19 protein-coding genes are annotated in these 16527 nt (G+C 50.4%); 6 read left to right on the top strand and 13 right to left on the bottom strand.

Annotated elements, in window-relative coordinates:
• Nucleotides 1-16 precede the first annotated feature (16 nt).
• Both ACHUE7_RS16455 and ACHUE7_RS16450 read right to left on the bottom strand, forming a co-directional pair.
• Complete coding sequence (locus tag ACHUE7_RS16455; RefSeq protein ID WP_394170968.1) at nucleotides 17-331, bottom strand: hypothetical protein; 315 nt, start codon at nucleotides 329-331, stop codon at nucleotides 17-19.
• Nucleotides 332-333: 2 nt separating this feature from the next.
• A complete protein-coding gene (locus tag ACHUE7_RS16450; RefSeq protein ID WP_394170966.1) occupies nucleotides 334-708 on the bottom strand; it encodes a PH domain-containing protein in 375 nt (124 codons plus the stop codon).
• 469 nt (nucleotides 709-1177) lie between these two features.
• Between ACHUE7_RS16450 and ACHUE7_RS16445 the strand changes: the two genes are divergently transcribed.
• From ACHUE7_RS16445 to ACHUE7_RS16435, 3 genes are read left to right on the top strand one after another with little or no spacing between them, the layout of a single operon-like run.
• Nucleotides 1178-1552, top strand: coding sequence for a hypothetical protein (locus ACHUE7_RS16445; RefSeq protein ID WP_127559326.1), 375 nt, complete (start codon nucleotides 1178-1180; stop codon nucleotides 1550-1552).
• A 12-nt stretch (nucleotides 1553-1564) separates the two neighbouring features.
• Nucleotides 1565-2275 carry a DUF3592 domain-containing protein gene (locus ACHUE7_RS16440; protein WP_394170964.1) on the top strand — a complete coding sequence of 237 codons (711 nt, stop codon included), beginning with the start codon at nucleotides 1565-1567 and terminating at the stop codon, nucleotides 2273-2275.
• A gap of 52 nt (nucleotides 2276-2327) precedes the next feature.
• Nucleotides 2328-3935, top strand: a complete 1608-nt coding sequence (locus ACHUE7_RS16435) for a WG repeat-containing protein (RefSeq protein WP_394170962.1) — start codon at nucleotides 2328-2330, stop codon at nucleotides 3933-3935.
• 452 nt (nucleotides 3936-4387) lie between these two features.
• Here the strand turns inward: ACHUE7_RS16435 and ACHUE7_RS16430 are convergent, their stop codons facing one another.
• The gene (locus tag ACHUE7_RS16430) at nucleotides 4388-4762 is read right to left on the bottom strand and encodes a VOC family protein (RefSeq protein WP_394170961.1); all 375 of its coding nucleotides are present in this window, start codon (nucleotides 4760-4762) and stop codon (nucleotides 4388-4390) included.
• A 269-nt stretch (nucleotides 4763-5031) separates the two neighbouring features.
• Here ACHUE7_RS16430 and ACHUE7_RS16425 point away from each other — a divergent pair, with 269 nt between their 5' ends.
• Nucleotides 5032-5889 carry a GIY-YIG nuclease family protein gene (locus ACHUE7_RS16425; protein ID WP_394170960.1) on the top strand — a complete coding sequence of 286 codons (858 nt, stop codon included), beginning with the start codon at nucleotides 5032-5034 and terminating at the stop codon, nucleotides 5887-5889.
• Nucleotides 5890-5984: 95 nt separating this feature from the next.
• On the opposite strand, the gene ACHUE7_RS16420 is transcribed toward ACHUE7_RS16425, so the two are convergent.
• The 5 genes from ACHUE7_RS16420 to ACHUE7_RS16400 form a co-directional block, all read right to left on the bottom strand.
• Nucleotides 5985-6233 (bottom strand): DUF1272 domain-containing protein, encoded by a 249-nt coding sequence (locus ACHUE7_RS16420; RefSeq protein ID WP_394170958.1) that lies wholly within the window; start codon nucleotides 6231-6233, stop codon nucleotides 5985-5987.
• An 86-nt stretch (nucleotides 6234-6319) separates the two neighbouring features.
• The gene (locus tag ACHUE7_RS16415; protein ID WP_394170956.1) at nucleotides 6320-6892 is read right to left on the bottom strand and encodes a class I SAM-dependent methyltransferase; all 573 of its coding nucleotides are present in this window, start codon (nucleotides 6890-6892) and stop codon (nucleotides 6320-6322) included.
• Nucleotides 6893-7004: 112 nt separating this feature from the next.
• Nucleotides 7005-8051 (bottom strand): mechanosensitive ion channel family protein, encoded by a 1047-nt coding sequence (locus ACHUE7_RS16410; RefSeq protein WP_394170954.1) that lies wholly within the window; start codon nucleotides 8049-8051, stop codon nucleotides 7005-7007.
• A gap of 52 nt (nucleotides 8052-8103) precedes the next feature.
• Nucleotides 8104-8514 (bottom strand): VOC family protein, encoded by a 411-nt coding sequence (locus ACHUE7_RS16405; RefSeq protein ID WP_394170952.1) that lies wholly within the window; start codon nucleotides 8512-8514, stop codon nucleotides 8104-8106.
• Between the two features lie 281 nt (nucleotides 8515-8795).
• Entirely contained in the window at nucleotides 8796-10616 is a 1821-nt protein-coding gene (locus ACHUE7_RS16400) for an Ig-like domain-containing protein (RefSeq protein WP_394170950.1), read from the bottom strand.
• A 513-nt stretch (nucleotides 10617-11129) separates the two neighbouring features.
• Here ACHUE7_RS16400 and ACHUE7_RS16395 point away from each other — a divergent pair.
• Nucleotides 11130-11408 carry a hypothetical protein gene (locus tag ACHUE7_RS16395; RefSeq protein ID WP_394170949.1) on the top strand — a complete coding sequence of 93 codons (279 nt, stop codon included), beginning with the start codon at nucleotides 11130-11132 and terminating at the stop codon, nucleotides 11406-11408.
• A gap of 361 nt (nucleotides 11409-11769) precedes the next feature.
• Here the strand turns inward: ACHUE7_RS16395 and ACHUE7_RS16390 are convergent, their stop codons facing one another.
• Complete coding sequence (locus ACHUE7_RS16390; protein WP_394170948.1) at nucleotides 11770-12069, bottom strand: hypothetical protein; 300 nt, start codon at nucleotides 12067-12069, stop codon at nucleotides 11770-11772.
• A gap of 76 nt (nucleotides 12070-12145) precedes the next feature.
• Here ACHUE7_RS16390 and ACHUE7_RS16385 point away from each other — a divergent pair, with 76 nt between their 5' ends.
• A complete protein-coding gene (locus ACHUE7_RS16385; RefSeq protein ID WP_394170947.1) occupies nucleotides 12146-13135 on the top strand; it encodes a transposase in 990 nt (329 codons plus the stop codon).
• Nucleotides 13136-13362: 227 nt separating this feature from the next.
• Here the strand turns inward: ACHUE7_RS16385 and ACHUE7_RS16380 are convergent, their stop codons facing one another.
• The 4 genes from ACHUE7_RS16380 to ACHUE7_RS16365 form a co-directional block, all read right to left on the bottom strand.
• The gene (locus tag ACHUE7_RS16380; protein WP_394171079.1) at nucleotides 13363-13686 is read right to left on the bottom strand and encodes a DUF6678 family protein; all 324 of its coding nucleotides are present in this window, start codon (nucleotides 13684-13686) and stop codon (nucleotides 13363-13365) included.
• A 535-nt stretch (nucleotides 13687-14221) separates the two neighbouring features.
• Complete coding sequence (locus ACHUE7_RS16375) at nucleotides 14222-14635, bottom strand: zinc-ribbon domain containing protein (RefSeq protein ID WP_394170946.1); 414 nt, start codon at nucleotides 14633-14635, stop codon at nucleotides 14222-14224.
• Between the two features lie 88 nt (nucleotides 14636-14723).
• Entirely contained in the window at nucleotides 14724-15245 is a 522-nt protein-coding gene (locus tag ACHUE7_RS16370) for a RipA family octameric membrane protein (protein ID WP_394170945.1), read from the bottom strand.
• Between the two features lie 133 nt (nucleotides 15246-15378).
• Nucleotides 15379-16446: a hypothetical protein gene (locus ACHUE7_RS16365; protein ID WP_394170944.1), complete on the bottom strand. Its 1068-nt coding sequence runs from the start codon at nucleotides 16444-16446 to the stop codon at nucleotides 15379-15381.
• Nucleotides 16447-16527: the final 81 nt, after the last annotated feature.

Below are 16527 nucleotides of genomic sequence, written 5' to 3'. Positions count from 1 at the left end.
TATCACGAGCCCTGCTTCAGAACACCCAAGAGATCAGCAACCAGAGGACAACGAAAAAGGCAAAAAACCCAATAAGTAAGAATTGTATTTCACCGAGTAGTCCATCACCGGCAGCAACCGCAAAAACGATGAGAACCAAGACAGTCAGGGTAAACGCAATGACCGCAGCATCTTTTATACCCACACCCGGTGCCAGGTAAACCTGATTGAACTCAGCCAGCATGGGTAATGCAAAGAAACCGCCAATAAATAGCAGAGCCACGAGCACAATGAGCGCTATCGCGATCGTTCTGGCCTCCCTCTCGTCTTTCTGTCCAGTGTCACCGGCCATGGTTATTCAGCCAGGTGAGCTTTGATCATATCTCTCAGATCATGAGGTCGTGGTACCCCGGCTGCTTCAATTTCCGCATCATCGCCCGCAGTAAACACCGAAATCCTCCCGACACCGAATATCCGGTTGAGAAATGTCTGATAGACCTTCACAGTCCGAATACTTCTAACATTCAATTCAGTGCGATCTTTACTTAACAACCCCTTCTCAAGAATAAGGTCGTTACCCGTGAACTCGAGGGTGGTGGACTTACACTTCAAATACCAAATGAGAAGAATCAGAATGCCTATTGCGAGTGGAATCAACAAGACCGCAAGAATGAACCCGAGCGGATTATTCTTGAACATGGCTGGATGTTCAGAGTATTTCGTTTCCAATTGTGGTTCCTTTTGCGCTGATACCCCTGCGGGTAGAATGTCACGTCTATTGTGATGCTGTATCGTTCATTCGCGTTGAACCAGGCACCAACCCAAGGGTACGTTAAAAACGCCGACGGAACCAATGCAAAAAAGATCACAAGACCAGCAACGCTATACTTTAAGGCAGGTGCATAAGCGGCGGTGCTGGCGTCATCTCACGCCCGCAGCACCAGCGCCCACAACCGCTTTCGCGCAGATAGTAGTGTACGCGACCGGGCTGTGCCTCTGCTGCCTGTAGCCGCACAGTGAAAGACATAAGGGGTGTCCTGGTTGCGAGAACACTCTCGGCCCCGGGTTCATCAAACCTGACATTACACCGGCCATAAACCACTTTTAGTTGCCAATACCAGCTACTTTTAAGTCACCCCTGCATATTGATTGTAAGTTTCTGTATATTCCCACGGTTTCTATACGCTAAAGGACAGCTATGAAAACCTATGGTTATATCGTACTAGGGATGTCGGTGCTTTCAATCGTCATGGCCATTGTTGACTCACCTGCCTGGTTAATCGGTGGCCTGTTCAGCATTCACCTGGCCTGGCAACTGTTAGCAAAGGAATACAGAAAAGCCCATTGCAACGCGGTCACCAAGGGAAAAGTACTGTCGATCAGAGCGAATGGCACCTTTCTCGGTGGCGAACACCAGCCGTTACACAATGCCAGCATCGCCTACCTGGATACCGTTAAAGAGTTCAAAAATCTCCCGCCGAACTTCATCCACGATGTGGCCCCCGGAGAGATCATTGAAATCAAGTACAACGCGAGAAAGCCGGATGTCGCTTTCGTCAATTTCATTGAGTAGGGGAAACGCAGCATGTTGATTGCAGTCGGCTCTATCATTTCACTGGCGCTAGCGCTGGCGTTGTTGTACTTCATGTTTATTCAAACCTCACCAGGCGCCATACTGGACCTTGGTTTCATCAGCTACCTTTCAAGCAATGCCGGTACCGCCTTGGGTGGTCTGATTGGCATGATGGCACTTACCTTCGTTGTCATCTTACCCATGCTCGCTAAAATCCCCGGCAACGTCCGGGAAACGCTCAGCCAGCGACGGTTTCGCCGCCCGCCAGAAAGAACGACCGGCAAGGTTGTGAACTCAACACAAGGAGTCGATTACACGTCGGTAGAGCTAACCTACTCGGGCCACCGCCAGGTATTTCGAATTGACAACCGGGTACTGACAGCCCCGCTTGAGCCGGGAACCGAACTGATCGTGTTCTACGACCCTGCCAACAAGAGCAACGCTTACATCGACGTCCTGGGATCTCTTGATCAACAGCACACTCACATTACCCAGTCGGATACCCTGTTCAAACTGTTGGATATTACACCCCGGTTTGACGTATCGCCTCAATCATTTGAATTAATGGGTGAGCTGTACGGCGGCTCTTTCGACGCTCAGAAGGCCAGTTTGGTATGCCAGTTCAACCGGGAGGAGCTCGGCCGTTTTACACCAGGCACACTGCTTCCCTGTATTGTGAGCGGTTCCAAGGACAACTACACCATTTCCATGGTCACGAGCTGATCACGACCCGGCGTCACGCCATTCACTCAAGTACAGACCCGATATAAAGCTTATGAAAAAAATACTGATATTCACGCTACTCTTTCTGACTTTGGGTACCATCTCCCACTTCGCGAGAAACATCGACCCGCAATCGGTTAACGACCTTTTGAAGCGCTACAAGATCATTGCCAGCAAACCTGATGTCTACTACAGCTACGACCAAATAAGCCGTACCTACCCCTGGGGCCTGGTCACCAAAGCAGATGATGCCTACTTCTTAACCGACGTGGATGGCAACAAACTGAATGAACGGGGCTTCAGGCGTATTCACAGCTTTGATGAGTACGGGTTGGCAAAAGTAGAAAACAGCGACCGCATGGTGGGCCTCATCAATACCCGTGGCGAATTGATCGCCGATACCCTGTACAACGACATTGAAGAGTTTGGCGCAGATCAGTTAGCCATCGTCGAACGGCAGGTTCCTTACACCCGCACCCGGTCCGGGAGCGAAAACCAGCAGGTTTACTACAAACACCGGGAGGGCCTCATCGACACGACCGGCAAGCTGGTAATAGAGCCGGAATATTTCAACCTGACTTACCTTGATGAGCAAGAGCTATACCTCATCGATTACTACTACTATGGAGAAAAACTGGGGTCGAGAAGAAGCCTGTATTCAGCTACCAAAGGGTGGCTGGAGAACGCAACCTATGACTCTATAAGCCCGTTCAAAGGGGGCCTCGCTATTGTGACGAAAGATGGCAGAGACGGTCTTATCAATGCCAATGCGGATATTGTGATCCCACCGATATACGACACCATTTTCGAAGCCTCTGAAGGCTTAATGAGAGTCGACAATGCCGAAGGGCAATCGGCCTTCTTTAACCGGGATGGCGTCTCCGTCATTCCCTTTAGAGACTACCGGATTCCAACACACTTCAAGCACGGCGTATCGGTTGTGCTGTCGCCTGAAAGCAACCAAATGCGGCGTCAATCTGCACTGATGAACCGCGAAGGGACCCTTCTAACCGACTATGTCTTCGGGACTGTTGAACCGTTCACCTACTACGAGGATGTCGACAACGTACTTGCTGTCGCAGGCCCGAACAACAGCCGCTTTAAAGGCTTGATCAATACCTCTGGAGACTACATCGTCGATCCAAAATACAGTGACATCGAGTACGACAGACGTGGGTATTTCAGAACTAAGACTTATGTCTTCTCAGAAGATCGGTCGACGCAAACAAAATCTTTTTACTATTATACCGACCTGGAAGGCAGGGAATTTGTTGAACTGGGCCACCAAAACCCAACAGGTCCAAAACCAGATGGCCTGGGTAAGCTGGGCATACTGGACAACGAACGCAACATCATTGCTGACCCCATCTATGATGACGTGAGACCCAATTTCGACAACACCATAAAAGTACAACAAGGTCAGCGCTGGGGGGTGATTAACCGGCGCAATGAGACGCTCTTACCCATTGACTATCAGGCTGTTGAGATCTTTACACCTTCCGTAGCCTTTGTGAGCCAAGACGGGCATTGGGGCGCTTACGACCTGAGCGCCAATCGTCTGATTCTACCGATAGAGTATGACGAACTGGAATACGTTTCGTTAACGCACTTTAATGCCAGGCAGAACGATCAGTGGACGACCATTGCGATCCAGAAATAGTCACCCTGCGGCTCGGTGTTACCGTTCCCAAAAGGCCACGATCGGACGTTTAAGGGTCAGCTCGATTCACAGCTTCTCTACAGGCCTGTTACGCCTGGTATCGCGGCTGTGCCACAGATACTCCCGGCAAATGGTGGCTGGACTGCATAACCCTTCAGCAAAAGCCGGTGTCTCCGAGTGCACTCGCTACCCTCGGTGCCCACGGTTGCTTTCCAGGGACTAGTGGTCCATGCGGAAAGTTCTGTTACTAAGGAACGACGCCATCAAGTTCAGAGCGAGGCGGAAAACCGCCGGAATAGCACCGCTATTTCAAGGTTTGACAACGAAGCTCTGGGCTTGATGACAAAGTGAACAGTGACAGAACTTTCCGCATGGACCACTAGGGTGCATTCGGGCATTGATCAGCCGGTCCGTTAATACCGACTGGTTACGCAAGCCCTCGCACCCTCGGATCAAACATGTTGGTCAATCAGTATCGGATTCCCATCCGGGTCTTCCAGCGTAATGTGCGCTGGCCCCGTTGAGGACTCATCCGCTTGTTCAATCAACACGATACCCTTAGCTTGCAACGCACGCTGAATATCACGCACATCCGGTGCACCCTCAACGAACTCGGCGTTGCTGTTCCATTTTGGGTTGAACGTCAGAATATTCTTGTCAAACATTCCCTGAAACAAGCCCACCAGACACTCACCGTTTTTCATGATCAGATAGTTGTGTTCGATGTCTCCGCCAAACTGCGTGAAACCCAGCTTTTCGTAGAAATCACGCGAGGCGTTAATGTCTTTTACCGTCAGGCTAATTGAGAAAGCACCCATATTCATCATCAATACTCCTTGTTCAGTTGGTCCGTTGACCGGCTTTTGTCGACTCCGTGAGCACCAGCGGCCGCGTGAACCACCGGGACAACTACCTCACTCTCATTGCGCTTACCACCCACCCAGGTGATATAAAAAACACCACCCAGGCTGGCACGCCTTGATCCACTGCACCTACAGCTGGCGATGGTATATCCCGCTCGCTCACTAGTGATTGTGACCAAATTGCCAGTATAGTGCGTACCTTCATTAAATCACTCTGAACACGGACATCCGCTTTGCTGAATCTGTCTGACCTGAACTTGCCTTCTAGCTCAGGCGTTTATCGCTTTTACAACAGGCAGGGCGCTCTGCTCTATGTGGGCAAGAGCATCCACATCGCTCAGCGGGTGCACAGCCACTATCGGGCTCGCCATACTGATACCAGGGAAGCTCGACTGGTGAGCCAAACAGCGCGTATTGAGTGGACACGGACAGCCGGGGAGATTGGCGCGTTGCTGTTGGAAAATCGACAGATCAAGACACTGCAACCACTCTACAACCGGCGCCAGCGAAAAACCCGCCAGCTCTGGGCGCTGCACCCAACCCCAGAGTCGGGCAGCGAAGGAGTTCAGCTTGCCATTAAAGCATTGAGTACAAAGCAGAGTGAACCAGAGCTCTATGGGCTGTTCATTAGTAAAGCGTCCGCGGATAAGCACCTCAGAACACTGGTCCAACAGTTCAAACTGTGTGAGCGCGTTTTGGGTCTCGAACGAGGCAGTGGCCGGTGTTTTGGCCACCAAATAGGACGCTGCCTGGGGGCTTGCTGTGGCGAAGAACCGCTGGCACAGCACAACAAGCGCCTTTACCGAGCGTTAGCGAGCCGACAACTAAAAGCCTGGCGTTGGTCTGGTCCCATCGTTATCGAAGAGCCCGATCACATGCAGCCAACACGCTCCGACTGGCACCTTATTTATAACTGGGCGTTCCTCGGCACCGCGCCCGATATTCCCGAGCTGACCCACCTTGAACACCAGAACCACACAGACTCGTTCGACCTGGATGCCTATTTCATTCTGCAGAAAGCACTGAAAACACCGGGGCTTACCACCTACCTGTGGCGAAACCAGCAGCTTGCACCGCTCTGTCACGCATAGGGCGCTACATTGTTGGGGGTGCGAACCTAAACATTCAGAACGTGCAACGGGCCAGTGGTGTACTGCACCTTAAAACCGTGCACTGCCTCGACTGCTTACCAATTGGCGCTGCAGCCGCCGGCCTTTACCACTCGTTTCGTTGATGCGGGAAACTTAGCAAGCAGCGATGCAGGTCGGATGGGACGCGGCGAAAAATTACCACCACAGTTGGGACACAAGCCGCCCAGTACACCCGATGCGCACGCCTCGCAGAACGTACATTCGAACGTACAAATTACCGCGTCTTGGGCATCCGGCGGTAGGTCCATGTCACAGCACTCACAATTGGGTTTTAACTCTAGCATGACGTTCTCCGTTTAGAGTACTGGCGTCTTACTGCGCGATTAACAGGCTGCTTAACAAAGAAGAGCGAGGCAGAGGCGTTCATTGGCTATGCATTTGACCTTAACTTTGCAATCACGAATAAGGAATCATCTTTTTCAAACTCCTGGTAACTCAATGTTGTTACTACTTCAAAATTCTCCGAAATAATGCCCAAAAGGACTTCTTTACGGTAATAGGTAAATAGCAAGCCCTCCATAACCTGGTCTTCTTCGCCCATCCAGAACGAATGAGCAATCATTCCATCAGACGATAAAAGGCTTGCTTGTGCGGATAGTGATGATGAAAGCTCATCCCTGGTTAAATGATGCAGTACTTTGTTAGAATAAATGCAGTCAAATTCTTCATTGATATCAATGTTTTTTGCATCAATTTTTACAAAATTGATATCCGGGTATTTTTCTTTGCAGCGCACTAAAAACTCGTCAGAGAAATCTGAGCCAGTGACTTGATAGTGCTTTTTTAGGAATGGAATATCAAAACCCGGGCCAGTACCGAGTTCAAGAACGGACTTTCCTTCCTTAAGGGTCTTCTTCAACAGTTCATGGATGTTACTTCCATCGTAGTCTTTACACATCTCGATGTACTTATCTACATTCTCTTTGTCTTCATAGAAACTCATAGGATTCCCTCTCTGGATACTGCCTAACGCTAGCCATCACAGGCATCAAAAACTGAGCTAAACGGAGGTTTTGGCACCGATGCCAGGCCTGGTTATTCAGCCCGGGCCGAATCTACTCGACGAGCCGCGCACGCAGGCGAGGCAACTGGTCGGGGTGGTGCTCCTGAATAAACGTGACCAGGCCCTCCCGAATCGCACACCTCAGATCCCAGTTCCGACTGGAATCCGAGGCACTCATCAAGAAGCGGACTTGCATGGCCTGATCGTTGGAATCGGTTACTTGCACCGTCGCTACCTGGCCATCCCAGCGATCTGACTGCGCAAGCAACCGGGTAAATTCCTGGCGAAGGGGTTCAACGGGCATGGTGTAATCCACCCAAATAAAGACCGTACCCAACAGGTCTGCGTTGTTACGAGACCAGTTCTGAAACGAGTTTTCAATAAACCATTGAAGCGGGATCACCAAGCGCCGTAAATCCCAGACACGAAGCACCACATAGGTCGCCGTGACCTCTTCAACCCAACACCATTCACCCTGAACATACAAAACATCATCGATCCGAAATGGCTGGGTCAGAGCGATTTGCATACCCGCCAACAAATTACTCAACACCGGCCGCGCGGCAAAGCCCAGTACCAGCCCCCCAACACCTGCAGATGCCAGCAGACTCGCACCCATGTGTTGTACCGACTCAAACGTCATCAGTGCCGCGCCTGCGCCAATGATCACGATCAGTATATTCAACCCCCGGACCAAAAAGCGGGTTTGCGTCTCCACCTTCCGTGCTCGCTTCCATTGTCCTTCGAGCACGGGGTTTAGCGCAACTATGACCTCACCAATCGCCGACGTCAGTCTGACTGTAGCCCACGTCAGAGCGAGAATTAACGATAACGTGGTCAGTTGCTGCAATGAGTTCAGCAACGGTAAATCTGATGGCAAGGTATTCAGAGAGATGGAGAGGGCCAACAGACACACCACGGCACCAATAGCGCGCGTCGATGGGTCGAGAAACAACCGCAGCACCGAACCGGCTTCCGACAGCTTGCGGACCAGTCCCAGCGCTATACGGTACGCTCCATAGGTCAGTAGGACCGCCAATACCGTCGACCCGCCCGGCCACAGCCAAGCGCTCACCCCTGTGTCTAGTGCCTCCAGCATGGTTCCTCCGAATTACCGCTCAATGCCCGAGGGTTGACGGCGATGACACGCGCTAACCGGCACCGGGAATCGCCGCAGGGTCCATCCAGAAGGCTTCCCAGACATGGCCATCGAGATCCGCCAAGCTTCGGCTGTACATAAAGCCATGATCCTGAGGTGGGTTGATGTCTGCAGTACCTCCGTTTTTCACCGCAACGGTGTTCATGGCATCAACAGCCTCGCGGTCATTGCAGGTTACTGCCAGCATCACTTCACTCGCGGTAGCAGGCGGTATAGGGCGCTGGGTAAACGTTCGCCACTTCGCGTGAGTGAGCAGCATCACGTAGATGGCTTCACTCCACACCATGCATGCAGCGGTATCGTCTGAAAAATCCGGGTTGTTTGTAAAACCCAGGGCGGCATAGAACCCCATCGCCCGATCGAGATCAGCGACCGGGAGATTCACAAAAATCATTTTGGACATTGAATTCACCACCTGAGTAAAAAGAGTGCCAGCTCCGACGCACGGCACCTATGAAGTGTACGTTGCCAACCCTTTTAGATTAGCGCCTGAACCGCCGATACGCGAATCGCTGAGCTGGGTAGTTCTTTTTCGATATCGGCTGTGAACGTGATCAAAGATAGGGCACACCAGGCCAACACAGAAGATCTCGGCACGGGTAGATTCAGGGAAGGCAGGCTTATACCCCAAGCGTCGCCAGTAGGATGGGTGTCTCTTTGCGCTTGTTGACGCTTTACGCAATGTTAATCGAAGCTGTTGGCTTCGATGTTGGTTCGCGTGCCGTCCCCCTGGGACCACACGGCGATGGCATTGCCATCAGGGTCGAACCCAACTTGTGGCACGGTGGCACTACCGGCTTCGTCAGTTTCGATGCGCCGCTCTGCGCTCCAACTGTCACCGGGCGACCAGGTATTCGCCCAAATGCTGAAGGTCGACCACACGGCAATTGCATTACCGTCACCATCGAACGCAACCTGCGGACTGCTGGCGCTGCTATCAGTATGTTCAACCAGTTCAGCCATGCCCCAGCCGTCTTCCGGTGTGGAGGTGTTGGCCCAGATGTTGTATCGCATACCATCGTCCTGGCGCCAGACGGCTATGAGGTTATCGGCACGGTCGACTGCAATCTGCGGGTTGAAGGCGCTGCCGGCGTTGTCGGTCTCGAGGAGTTCATCCGCACCCCATCCGCTCGCGGCCGTGTAGCTCGTGGCCCATATATTGTTGCGTGTGCCATCGTTGCTCGACCACACCACGGTCGCCACACCCGTGCTGTCGATGACGATCTGCGGGTTAAACGAATTGCCCGCATCGGTGCTTTCAATGTCTTCTGACGTGCCCCAGGTTCCGCCGGACGTGTAACTGTTGGCGCGGATATCAAACGCCGTACTGCCGTTGTATTGCGACCACACCGCGATGGCATTGCCCTCGCTGTCGAATGCAATATTTGGCAGCTGGGCCGAACCGCCGTCGGTTTCGATTTTTTCCGCCGTTCCCCATCCACTGCCCGACGCGTAGTAAATGGCCCAGATATTCGTCGGATTGGGCGTGGCCGGGGGTGGCTCGTCTTGCTCCCAGACAATCATAAGATTTCCGGCGCTGTCCGCGGCAATCTGCGGATCAGTCGCATTGCCGCCGTTGAACTCGATGAACCCGGCAGAGCCCCAGGCGCCCGACTGGTAGCGGTTTACCCAGAGATTGGTATAAGTGCTCGCTTGCGTCCACGTCGCTGTAGCAACACCGTTGCTGTCAAATACAACCTGCGGCGTTTGCGCATCCCCGGTACTACCAGAGATGACGGTTGGCACCCCCCAGCCACTGCCGGCCGACCTGGAACTAGCCCAGACCCGGTCGTAGCTGCCGTCGTCCTGGATCCAAACAGCCATTGCGTTGCCGTTACCGTCAAAGGCAATCTGCGGCACGCTCGCGTCACCGGAATTGGTCTCGATCGCCGCTGCCGTGCGCCAGTAGCGACACAATACTTCGACATCATTCACATCCGCCGCCCCCACCGTGCCGCTGGCATTGGCGACCTGGCAAAGCTGCTGCTCGGGCGGCACCGCTACGGTCACGTTGTAAGTGCTACCACCGGACAATTGCGTGGGAAACTCGAAACTGACGCCCGCCACTTCCAGGCTGTCAGCCCCGTTATTCTCCAGCGACAGGCCGGCATTCACCATGCCGGTAACCGTACCGCCTATGGTGTACATCGGGGTTACCGTGATGCTGACAGTGGCCTGAGCAGACGTCGCGCTGCCGTCATTGACGGTAAAAGTGAACGAGTCGTCACCGGAGAAATCTGCATTCGGTGTATAGATAAGATCAGGCATCGCGCCGCTCAGTGTGCCGTTGGCAGGATCGCCGCTGACACTAAAAATTAGGCTATCGCCATCATCGTCGTTGCCGGTGAGTGTAATTTCCAGAGGCGTATTTTCATAGGTGCTGACCGACTGACCAGTGGCCACCGGAATAGCGTTTGCGCCTGTACCGCCCCCACCGCCGCAGGCTGAGAGCAACGAGAAGCATGACAACAAAGCAAGCACGGATCCGAGATTTAAACGGTGCATAGGTATTTCCCCCGTCACCTGGTTTTCGTGGTGTTCAGCCTAACCGCTGAATACAGGCGTATAGGACGTACAGACAGTCACCGATTGCCAACAGAGACGCGCTGCAGTCCACACTTCCAAAGGGGTTTGAAAACCCCAGGTTCTGGATGTCGACAGCTTGTTTAGTCAATCCCCAGCCGATGCGGTTCAACCCTTCGTGACGGCAAGCCCACTTGGAAACTATCTAGATACGCGAGAAAAAAACCGGGACGCAGCGCACACTTTCGCGCTTCTTACCCCGTTTCAAGGGCCAAAAAAACGAGACACCCGCCCTATCTATTAATGCTATCTATCAGAAGCAATGCCTTGATAGCTGCCTAAGAAATACTGCGCGGACACCCACAACAATACTTGACCCTCAGGCGTTCAACCAGTAGTTCATACAGTATTACTACGGCTCGAAGCGAGCATCAAAACATTGAACCAAAACAGCCGAGACCTTTGTTTCCGTTCGTAGGCTACCCTCGACAGAACATGCCAGCAGGCCTGCCCTTTCGGCTACAGGACTATCTGGAACTGGTTGACTGGACGGGAAGACAGATTCGCACAGACAAGCGCGGAAGCATCGACCAGAAAGCTCCACCGATTCTCGAACGACTCAATATCGATACTGACCACTGGATCTACAACACTCAGCATTTCGAGAGCCAGTTTAAAGGTTTAGTGGGCACGGTCATGTCAATCAAAGCCCAGTGTCAGCGGTTTGGGTATCAGCGAACACCCGGGCTCGCGACTGCTATGCATCTAACTTAACCTAACCAACCCTACAAATTTCCATTATCAGGACTTCCTGACGTTCTACTATGCCTGAAAATCATGATTGTTGGGGCTAAACACTTCAATTAGTCGCCTACGATCCTCTTCACCAGTAACCACTTCGCTCTCTTTCTGTTCCGAGAACAAGACAGCTTCAGGTGCCACTATGATGGGTGTCTATTTAGCCCGCGTGAAAGACATCGACCTCAAAAGCCGCAACTCGCTCGTATTCAACGGTAAGGGACGAAAAGATCGATACACACTGATTCCAAGCAATCTTAGAGAAAACATGAAGCGGCAATTCGCCCATGTCAGGGCTGTACATGAGTCAGACCTGGCCGACGGATTCGGGCTTACGTCATTGCCGTCCCCATTCCTTTCCACCCATTTCTACCAACCGAGACGCGGCTCGTCGAAAGGAAAAGGCGAGATCATTGGCGGCCGATAATTGTGCCAGTGACACGCCAATTCGACCCGTCGCCGACCACTCATAATATTCTCCCTCTTTGGTGCGAATCATGGTCGTCGCAAAGGAACTCGAGTTTCCCCCCTTCTCACTGACAAACAATTCTTCATCTCCGTCACTGCTTTCGACTTGCGCTTCAAAATCGACAAACAATTCGTCGAGCGGGACTTGTGCTGCTGCATAGACACCCACATTAACACTTGACCTCAGAACATCCATCCAGTAGTTTATACAGCATTTCTAAAACAGGCCGTCAGGGTAAGACATTATGCCGCGTTCAAGGAAAAGCCAAATCGCCCTAGAGGCGACACCCTACTACCACTGCACCTCCCGGTGCGTGCGTCGCGCCTTTCTGTGCGGCCGTGATGAACACTCCGGTAACGACTACGAACACCGCCGTGGCTGGATTGAGCAGCGTATGATGGCGCTGGCCGAAGTTTATGCACTCGATATCTGTGCCTATGCGGTTATGTCCAACCATTACCACATTGTGCTGCACATCAACGCTGAGAAAGCCAAAGCCTGGTCAGATACCGAAGTCATTCAACGCTGGCACACCTTGTATGCCGGCAATTTCCTAAGCCACGAGTATTTGGCCGGAAAAGACCTGTATGAAGAGCAACTCAAAGTCCTCTCAGAACTGGTGACAGAATGGCGTGAGCGCCTGATGTCGATCAGTTGGTTCATGCGGGCCTTGAACGAAGACATCGCGCGTCAGGCCAACTCAGAAGACGGCTGCACTGGCCGATTCTGGGAGGGCAGGTTCAAATCCCAGGCATTGCTGGATGAAACGGCTCTGGCAACCTGCCTGGCCTATGTCGATTTAAACCCCATTCGTGCCCAAATGGCTGATACTCCTGAAACTTCCGACTTTACGTCAGTCAAAGAACGCATCAATACGGCTCGAAGCGAGCATCAAAGCATTGAACCAAAACAGCCGAGACCTTTGTTTCCGTTCGTAGGCTACCCTCGACAGAACATGCCAGCAGGCCTGCCCTTTCGGCTACAGGACTATCTGGAACTGGTTGACTGGACGGGAAGACAGATTCGCACAGACAAGCGCGGAAGCATCGACCAGAAAGCTCCACCGATTCTCGAACGACTCAATATCGATACTGACCACTGGATCTACAACACTCAGCATTTCGAGAGCCAGTTTAAAGGTTTAGTGGGCACGGTCATGTCAATCAAAGCCCAGTGTCAGCGGTTTGGGTATCAGCGAACACCCGGGCTCGCGACTGCTACGCATCTAACTTAACCTAACCAACCCTTCAAATTTCCATTATCAGGACTTCCTGACGTTCTACTATGCCTGAAAATCATGATTATTGGGGCTAAACACTTCAATTAGTCGCCTACGATCCTCTTCACCAGTAACCACTACGCTCTCTTTCTGTTCCGAGAACAAGACAGCTTCAGGTGCCACTAAGATGGGTGTCTATTTAGCCCCTTTAGCCCCCGTAGACGTCGCCGTGACTTGCATTGTTAGAGCCTCCGATACCCAATCACTCGCACAGAGGTCTCGTAAACTTCAGTTTCAAATCCAATGTGACGGCAAATCTCTACAACCTCGGCCAAGGTTAGCCCTTCATCTTTAGCTCTCGGCTGCATCTCGCACCACTCTATAAATTTGTGCTCACCTAAACGGAAATGGTATGCCCAATCGCCGTCCCAGCCATCTGGAGGATAGACAAAACCATTAGTGGCCTGAGTTTTCCAGTAGGGAGCCCTTTGGCCATAGCCAGACATTGTTTGCTGTAGCTCATTCCACTTGGTGTTATTGGCCAAACCCACAAGTTGCTGATTCATCATTAGCTCTAACGCCAATATTAAGCGGCGCCCGACTAGGGCGTCCGGTGGACGGCCGCTAGGCCGGGAACGAACTTGAATGACTGGTTAGTCGCTTTGTTTGAGGTCATGTAAGTCCACGGCCGTGGGGTATATTACTGTTTCCTCGTTGGCCTTCTGCGCAATGAGTTTAAAGCTCGACTTCTCGGGTCCATTCTCAATCGGTCGAACTCCATCCAGCACACATAAAACCCCAAACAAGGTAGCATCTGCTGCCTCTCGCATTGCTCTAGCCACCATATCGCGATCAGCGGACGACAATGATTTGAACCAATCAGACATCTGAACAAGCGATGGCTCAGGTTTGCGCCCCGGGGGTGACTCAAAATCTTCCAGGCACCGTTCAACAGCTGAATCCCTGCACTCATTCTCAAGAGCTTTTACAAAATACTCGGGTTCCATATTGCCTCTAACGCAGAGCTTAGCGGCGAGCGAACGCGAGTCCACAGCCTGCCGCGAAGCGGTGTATTTAAGGCTGTATTGCTACAGCGTTTTGTTATTTGGAACGAAAGAACTGCTCGTTTGGATGAGGTTCCTTCCTTGCCATTTCTTCCATATGTTTTTTCTGTTCTTCTTTAGCTTCTCGCCGCAACTTACGGCAACTAGAACACCTTGAAGCAGTAGACCAAATTGATCCTTTCGCTATCTCATACCACCACTTTTGAGACTTGGAAGTCCAAAGCGAGTTTTCACCACACTCAACACAATTAAAGACAACATCATGATAGTAATCAGGGAAACTGCCGTATGTATTATTGTGTACTAATTCTGAATGATCAGCTTGCACAACCGTACTTGATAATGCTTTTGCTTCCAAAAAAGCTTTGCCCCCAAGCTCGCGCTTTAGTGCTTCAGCTCGCTCAGTTCTTTTCTGCTTTATTTCGTGACGGCGTTGCTTTCCACTTTTCATATCAACACCTTACAAATAACGCCCACATAAAAGGCCGACCGAAAGGGAGGTCCAGCGCAACGAAGTGGAGCGGTTTTTGATGTGTTTGTTAAGCACTTTTACCTACGACTATATATACAGCCATTGCCGCACCCCAAAAGCAGACAAAGAAAAAAGAAAGAACCATCATTTGATAACTTACTGAAGGCTTATCTAGTATTTTTTTATCAAGCCATTTTTGAAACCCTTTGTGCTCACCTCTGTTTAGACTTTCTTCAACGTCCTGCTGAATAGTTCCTTTGCTAGCCGAAAATAGATTAGCATCAGGTGCAACTTCTTGTTCGTAAATAGATGCACGGCGCTCCCATCGGGATTGCCAGTACTTACCCCCAAGATTGACAAAAAACCATAGAAGTGAAACAACAGCGCCAAGAGCTGCAAGGATAATACCGTAGGGGCCAGCTTTTTGAGTGAAAAAGCCAATAGCAATAGCTGTATTCAGAGCCATAAAATAATTGGACCTTTGCCAAAACATACCAATTTCAAGATTTCTGGTCTCGATAGCTATTTTATAAAGCTCTTTCTTTTCCATTTGAGGTACAACTTCATTTTGTTGTTCTTCGATTTCCATACTGAACCTTATTGGGTGCTTAACGCCCGCATAAAGGGCACAAATACGGCGGCTGTAATCGGAACGAAGTGACACAGCCGCCGTGTTTGTGTCCCAGCGAGTTTACGAGCGATTTAATGCGTTTGTTAAGTGCCTATTTAGGAAACATTTTAGAGCTTAAAAACGTCATTAAAGAACTGACTATATTCACCATTTCTTCTGTGCAATTTTCAGTCAAATTCTCTTTCCTTCCGTGTACTATTGAATCACGCCGCGCTACTACTTTTTCGATAAATTGAATATAAGAAGGGTTATTTTTAAAATTTTTACTTCCAATTGCTAGCGCCAAAGCATCTTCTCTGGAAATGTTGCGCTTTTTACCTTTTTTATCAACCTGATAAAAAAAATTGTCAATTTCTTCGTTTGTTTTACCTTTTGAAAGTAAGGCTGTTCGGATTTCTCTGAAAACCCAGTGCTCGAAAGATATAACCACAAAAACACAAAAAGAATGGTAATCTTTCTGAATCTTATATTTGTTTGCCAGCTGCCTAAATTTCGTAGCACTATCTTCTACATAGTTTCGCTTTAATGAAGTTTGCAAAAGCTGCATTTGTTCATCGGATAAATTGTTACCAAGACCTACACCAGTTCCTCTTTGGTCGTAAACTTGCATAGTCCAAATCTCATTACCTTCAAAGTTCTTGGCTGTCATTTTGTGCCACGGACTTAGTCTTGAAGGTGTAATTTCAGGAATCCAGTCCTTTTTAGACTTATTTACTCCCTTGTATGCCTCTACAAATTTATGAATAAACTTCGTAGCAAAAATGGCAACGTTTTCATGTTTTACGTTTCCCGAAATGTCACATATCTCCGGGTTTAGTGGTTTATTTACGGGGTCTGTACTTACTATTTTCAACTCGAAAATAGAATAAGAATACTCTCCATATATGTCTTCAATGGCCAGAGTCATTCCCCATCGGCTTTGTTCTGAGTTGATTACCTTTAGAGTTCGAAGTTCTGCCCCATAAGTCCCTAAAGTTATTGCTATAGGTAGCGTTTCTAAAGGATTACCATTTTGATCAAGCGACTCTTGTACTAGTACAACAACAGGGAATTTTCCACAGACTGTAAGTTCAGTAATAGATACTTCGTCTATTTTATCTGGCTCGTAATCAACTACTCCAAAGAAAGGCCCATAAAATCCATTTATTTTTTGCTTCATTTAATTCCTTCAATCTCGGAGTTCTTAATGGTACTTAACGTTCCTAAGCTACGGCGAAATCGCGCGAAGCGTGATTGAGTC

It is taken from the genome of Saccharospirillum alexandrii, assembly GCF_043641555.1.
Taxonomy (GTDB): domain Bacteria; phylum Pseudomonadota; class Gammaproteobacteria; order Pseudomonadales; family Natronospirillaceae; genus Saccharospirillum; species Saccharospirillum alexandrii_A.
The sequence above is the reverse complement of the archived record's forward strand: the minus strand, read 5'-3'. Positions and strand labels throughout refer to the sequence as shown.

Excerpts from the sequence above, each read along its gene's own strand:
- ACHUE7_RS16430 (WP_394170961.1), bottom strand. The coding sequence starts at position 4,762 with ATGATGAATATGGGTGCTTTCTCAATTAGCCTGACGGTAAAAGACATT.
- ACHUE7_RS16445 (WP_127559326.1), top strand. The coding sequence starts at position 1,178 with ATGAAAACCTATGGTTATATCGTACTAGGGATGTCGGTGCTTTCAATC.
- ACHUE7_RS16380 (WP_394171079.1), bottom strand. The coding sequence starts at position 13,686 with ATGAATCAGCAACTTGTGGGTTTGGCCAATAACACCAAGTGGAATGAG.
- ACHUE7_RS16365 (WP_394170944.1), bottom strand. The coding sequence starts at position 16,446 with ATGAAGCAAAAAATAAATGGATTTTATGGGCCTTTCTTTGGAGTAGTT.
- ACHUE7_RS16410 (WP_394170954.1), bottom strand. The coding sequence starts at position 8,051 with ATGCTGGAGGCACTAGACACAGGGGTGAGCGCTTGGCTGTGGCCGGGC.
- ACHUE7_RS16400 (WP_394170950.1), bottom strand. The coding sequence starts at position 10,616 with ATGCACCGTTTAAATCTCGGATCCGTGCTTGCTTTGTTGTCATGCTTC.
- ACHUE7_RS16395 (WP_394170949.1), top strand. The coding sequence starts at position 11,130 with ATGCCAGCAGGCCTGCCCTTTCGGCTACAGGACTATCTGGAACTGGTT.
- ACHUE7_RS16405 (WP_394170952.1), bottom strand. The coding sequence starts at position 8,514 with ATGTCCAAAATGATTTTTGTGAATCTCCCGGTCGCTGATCTCGATCGG.
- ACHUE7_RS16415 (WP_394170956.1), bottom strand. The coding sequence starts at position 6,892 with ATGAGTTTCTATGAAGACAAAGAGAATGTAGATAAGTACATCGAGATG.
- ACHUE7_RS16435 (WP_394170962.1), top strand. The coding sequence starts at position 2,328 with ATGAAAAAAATACTGATATTCACGCTACTCTTTCTGACTTTGGGTACC.
- ACHUE7_RS16370 (WP_394170945.1), bottom strand. The coding sequence starts at position 15,245 with ATGGAAATCGAAGAACAACAAAATGAAGTTGTACCTCAAATGGAAAAG.
- ACHUE7_RS16440 (WP_394170964.1), top strand. The coding sequence starts at position 1,565 with ATGTTGATTGCAGTCGGCTCTATCATTTCACTGGCGCTAGCGCTGGCG.
- ACHUE7_RS16420 (WP_394170958.1), bottom strand. The coding sequence starts at position 6,233 with ATGCTAGAGTTAAAACCCAATTGTGAGTGCTGTGACATGGACCTACCG.
- ACHUE7_RS16375 (WP_394170946.1), bottom strand. The coding sequence starts at position 14,635 with ATGAAAAGTGGAAAGCAACGCCGTCACGAAATAAAGCAGAAAAGAACT.
- ACHUE7_RS16385 (WP_394170947.1), top strand. The coding sequence starts at position 12,146 with ATGCCGCGTTCAAGGAAAAGCCAAATCGCCCTAGAGGCGACACCCTAC.
- ACHUE7_RS16455 (WP_394170968.1), bottom strand. The coding sequence starts at position 331 with ATGGCCGGTGACACTGGACAGAAAGACGAGAGGGAGGCCAGAACGATC.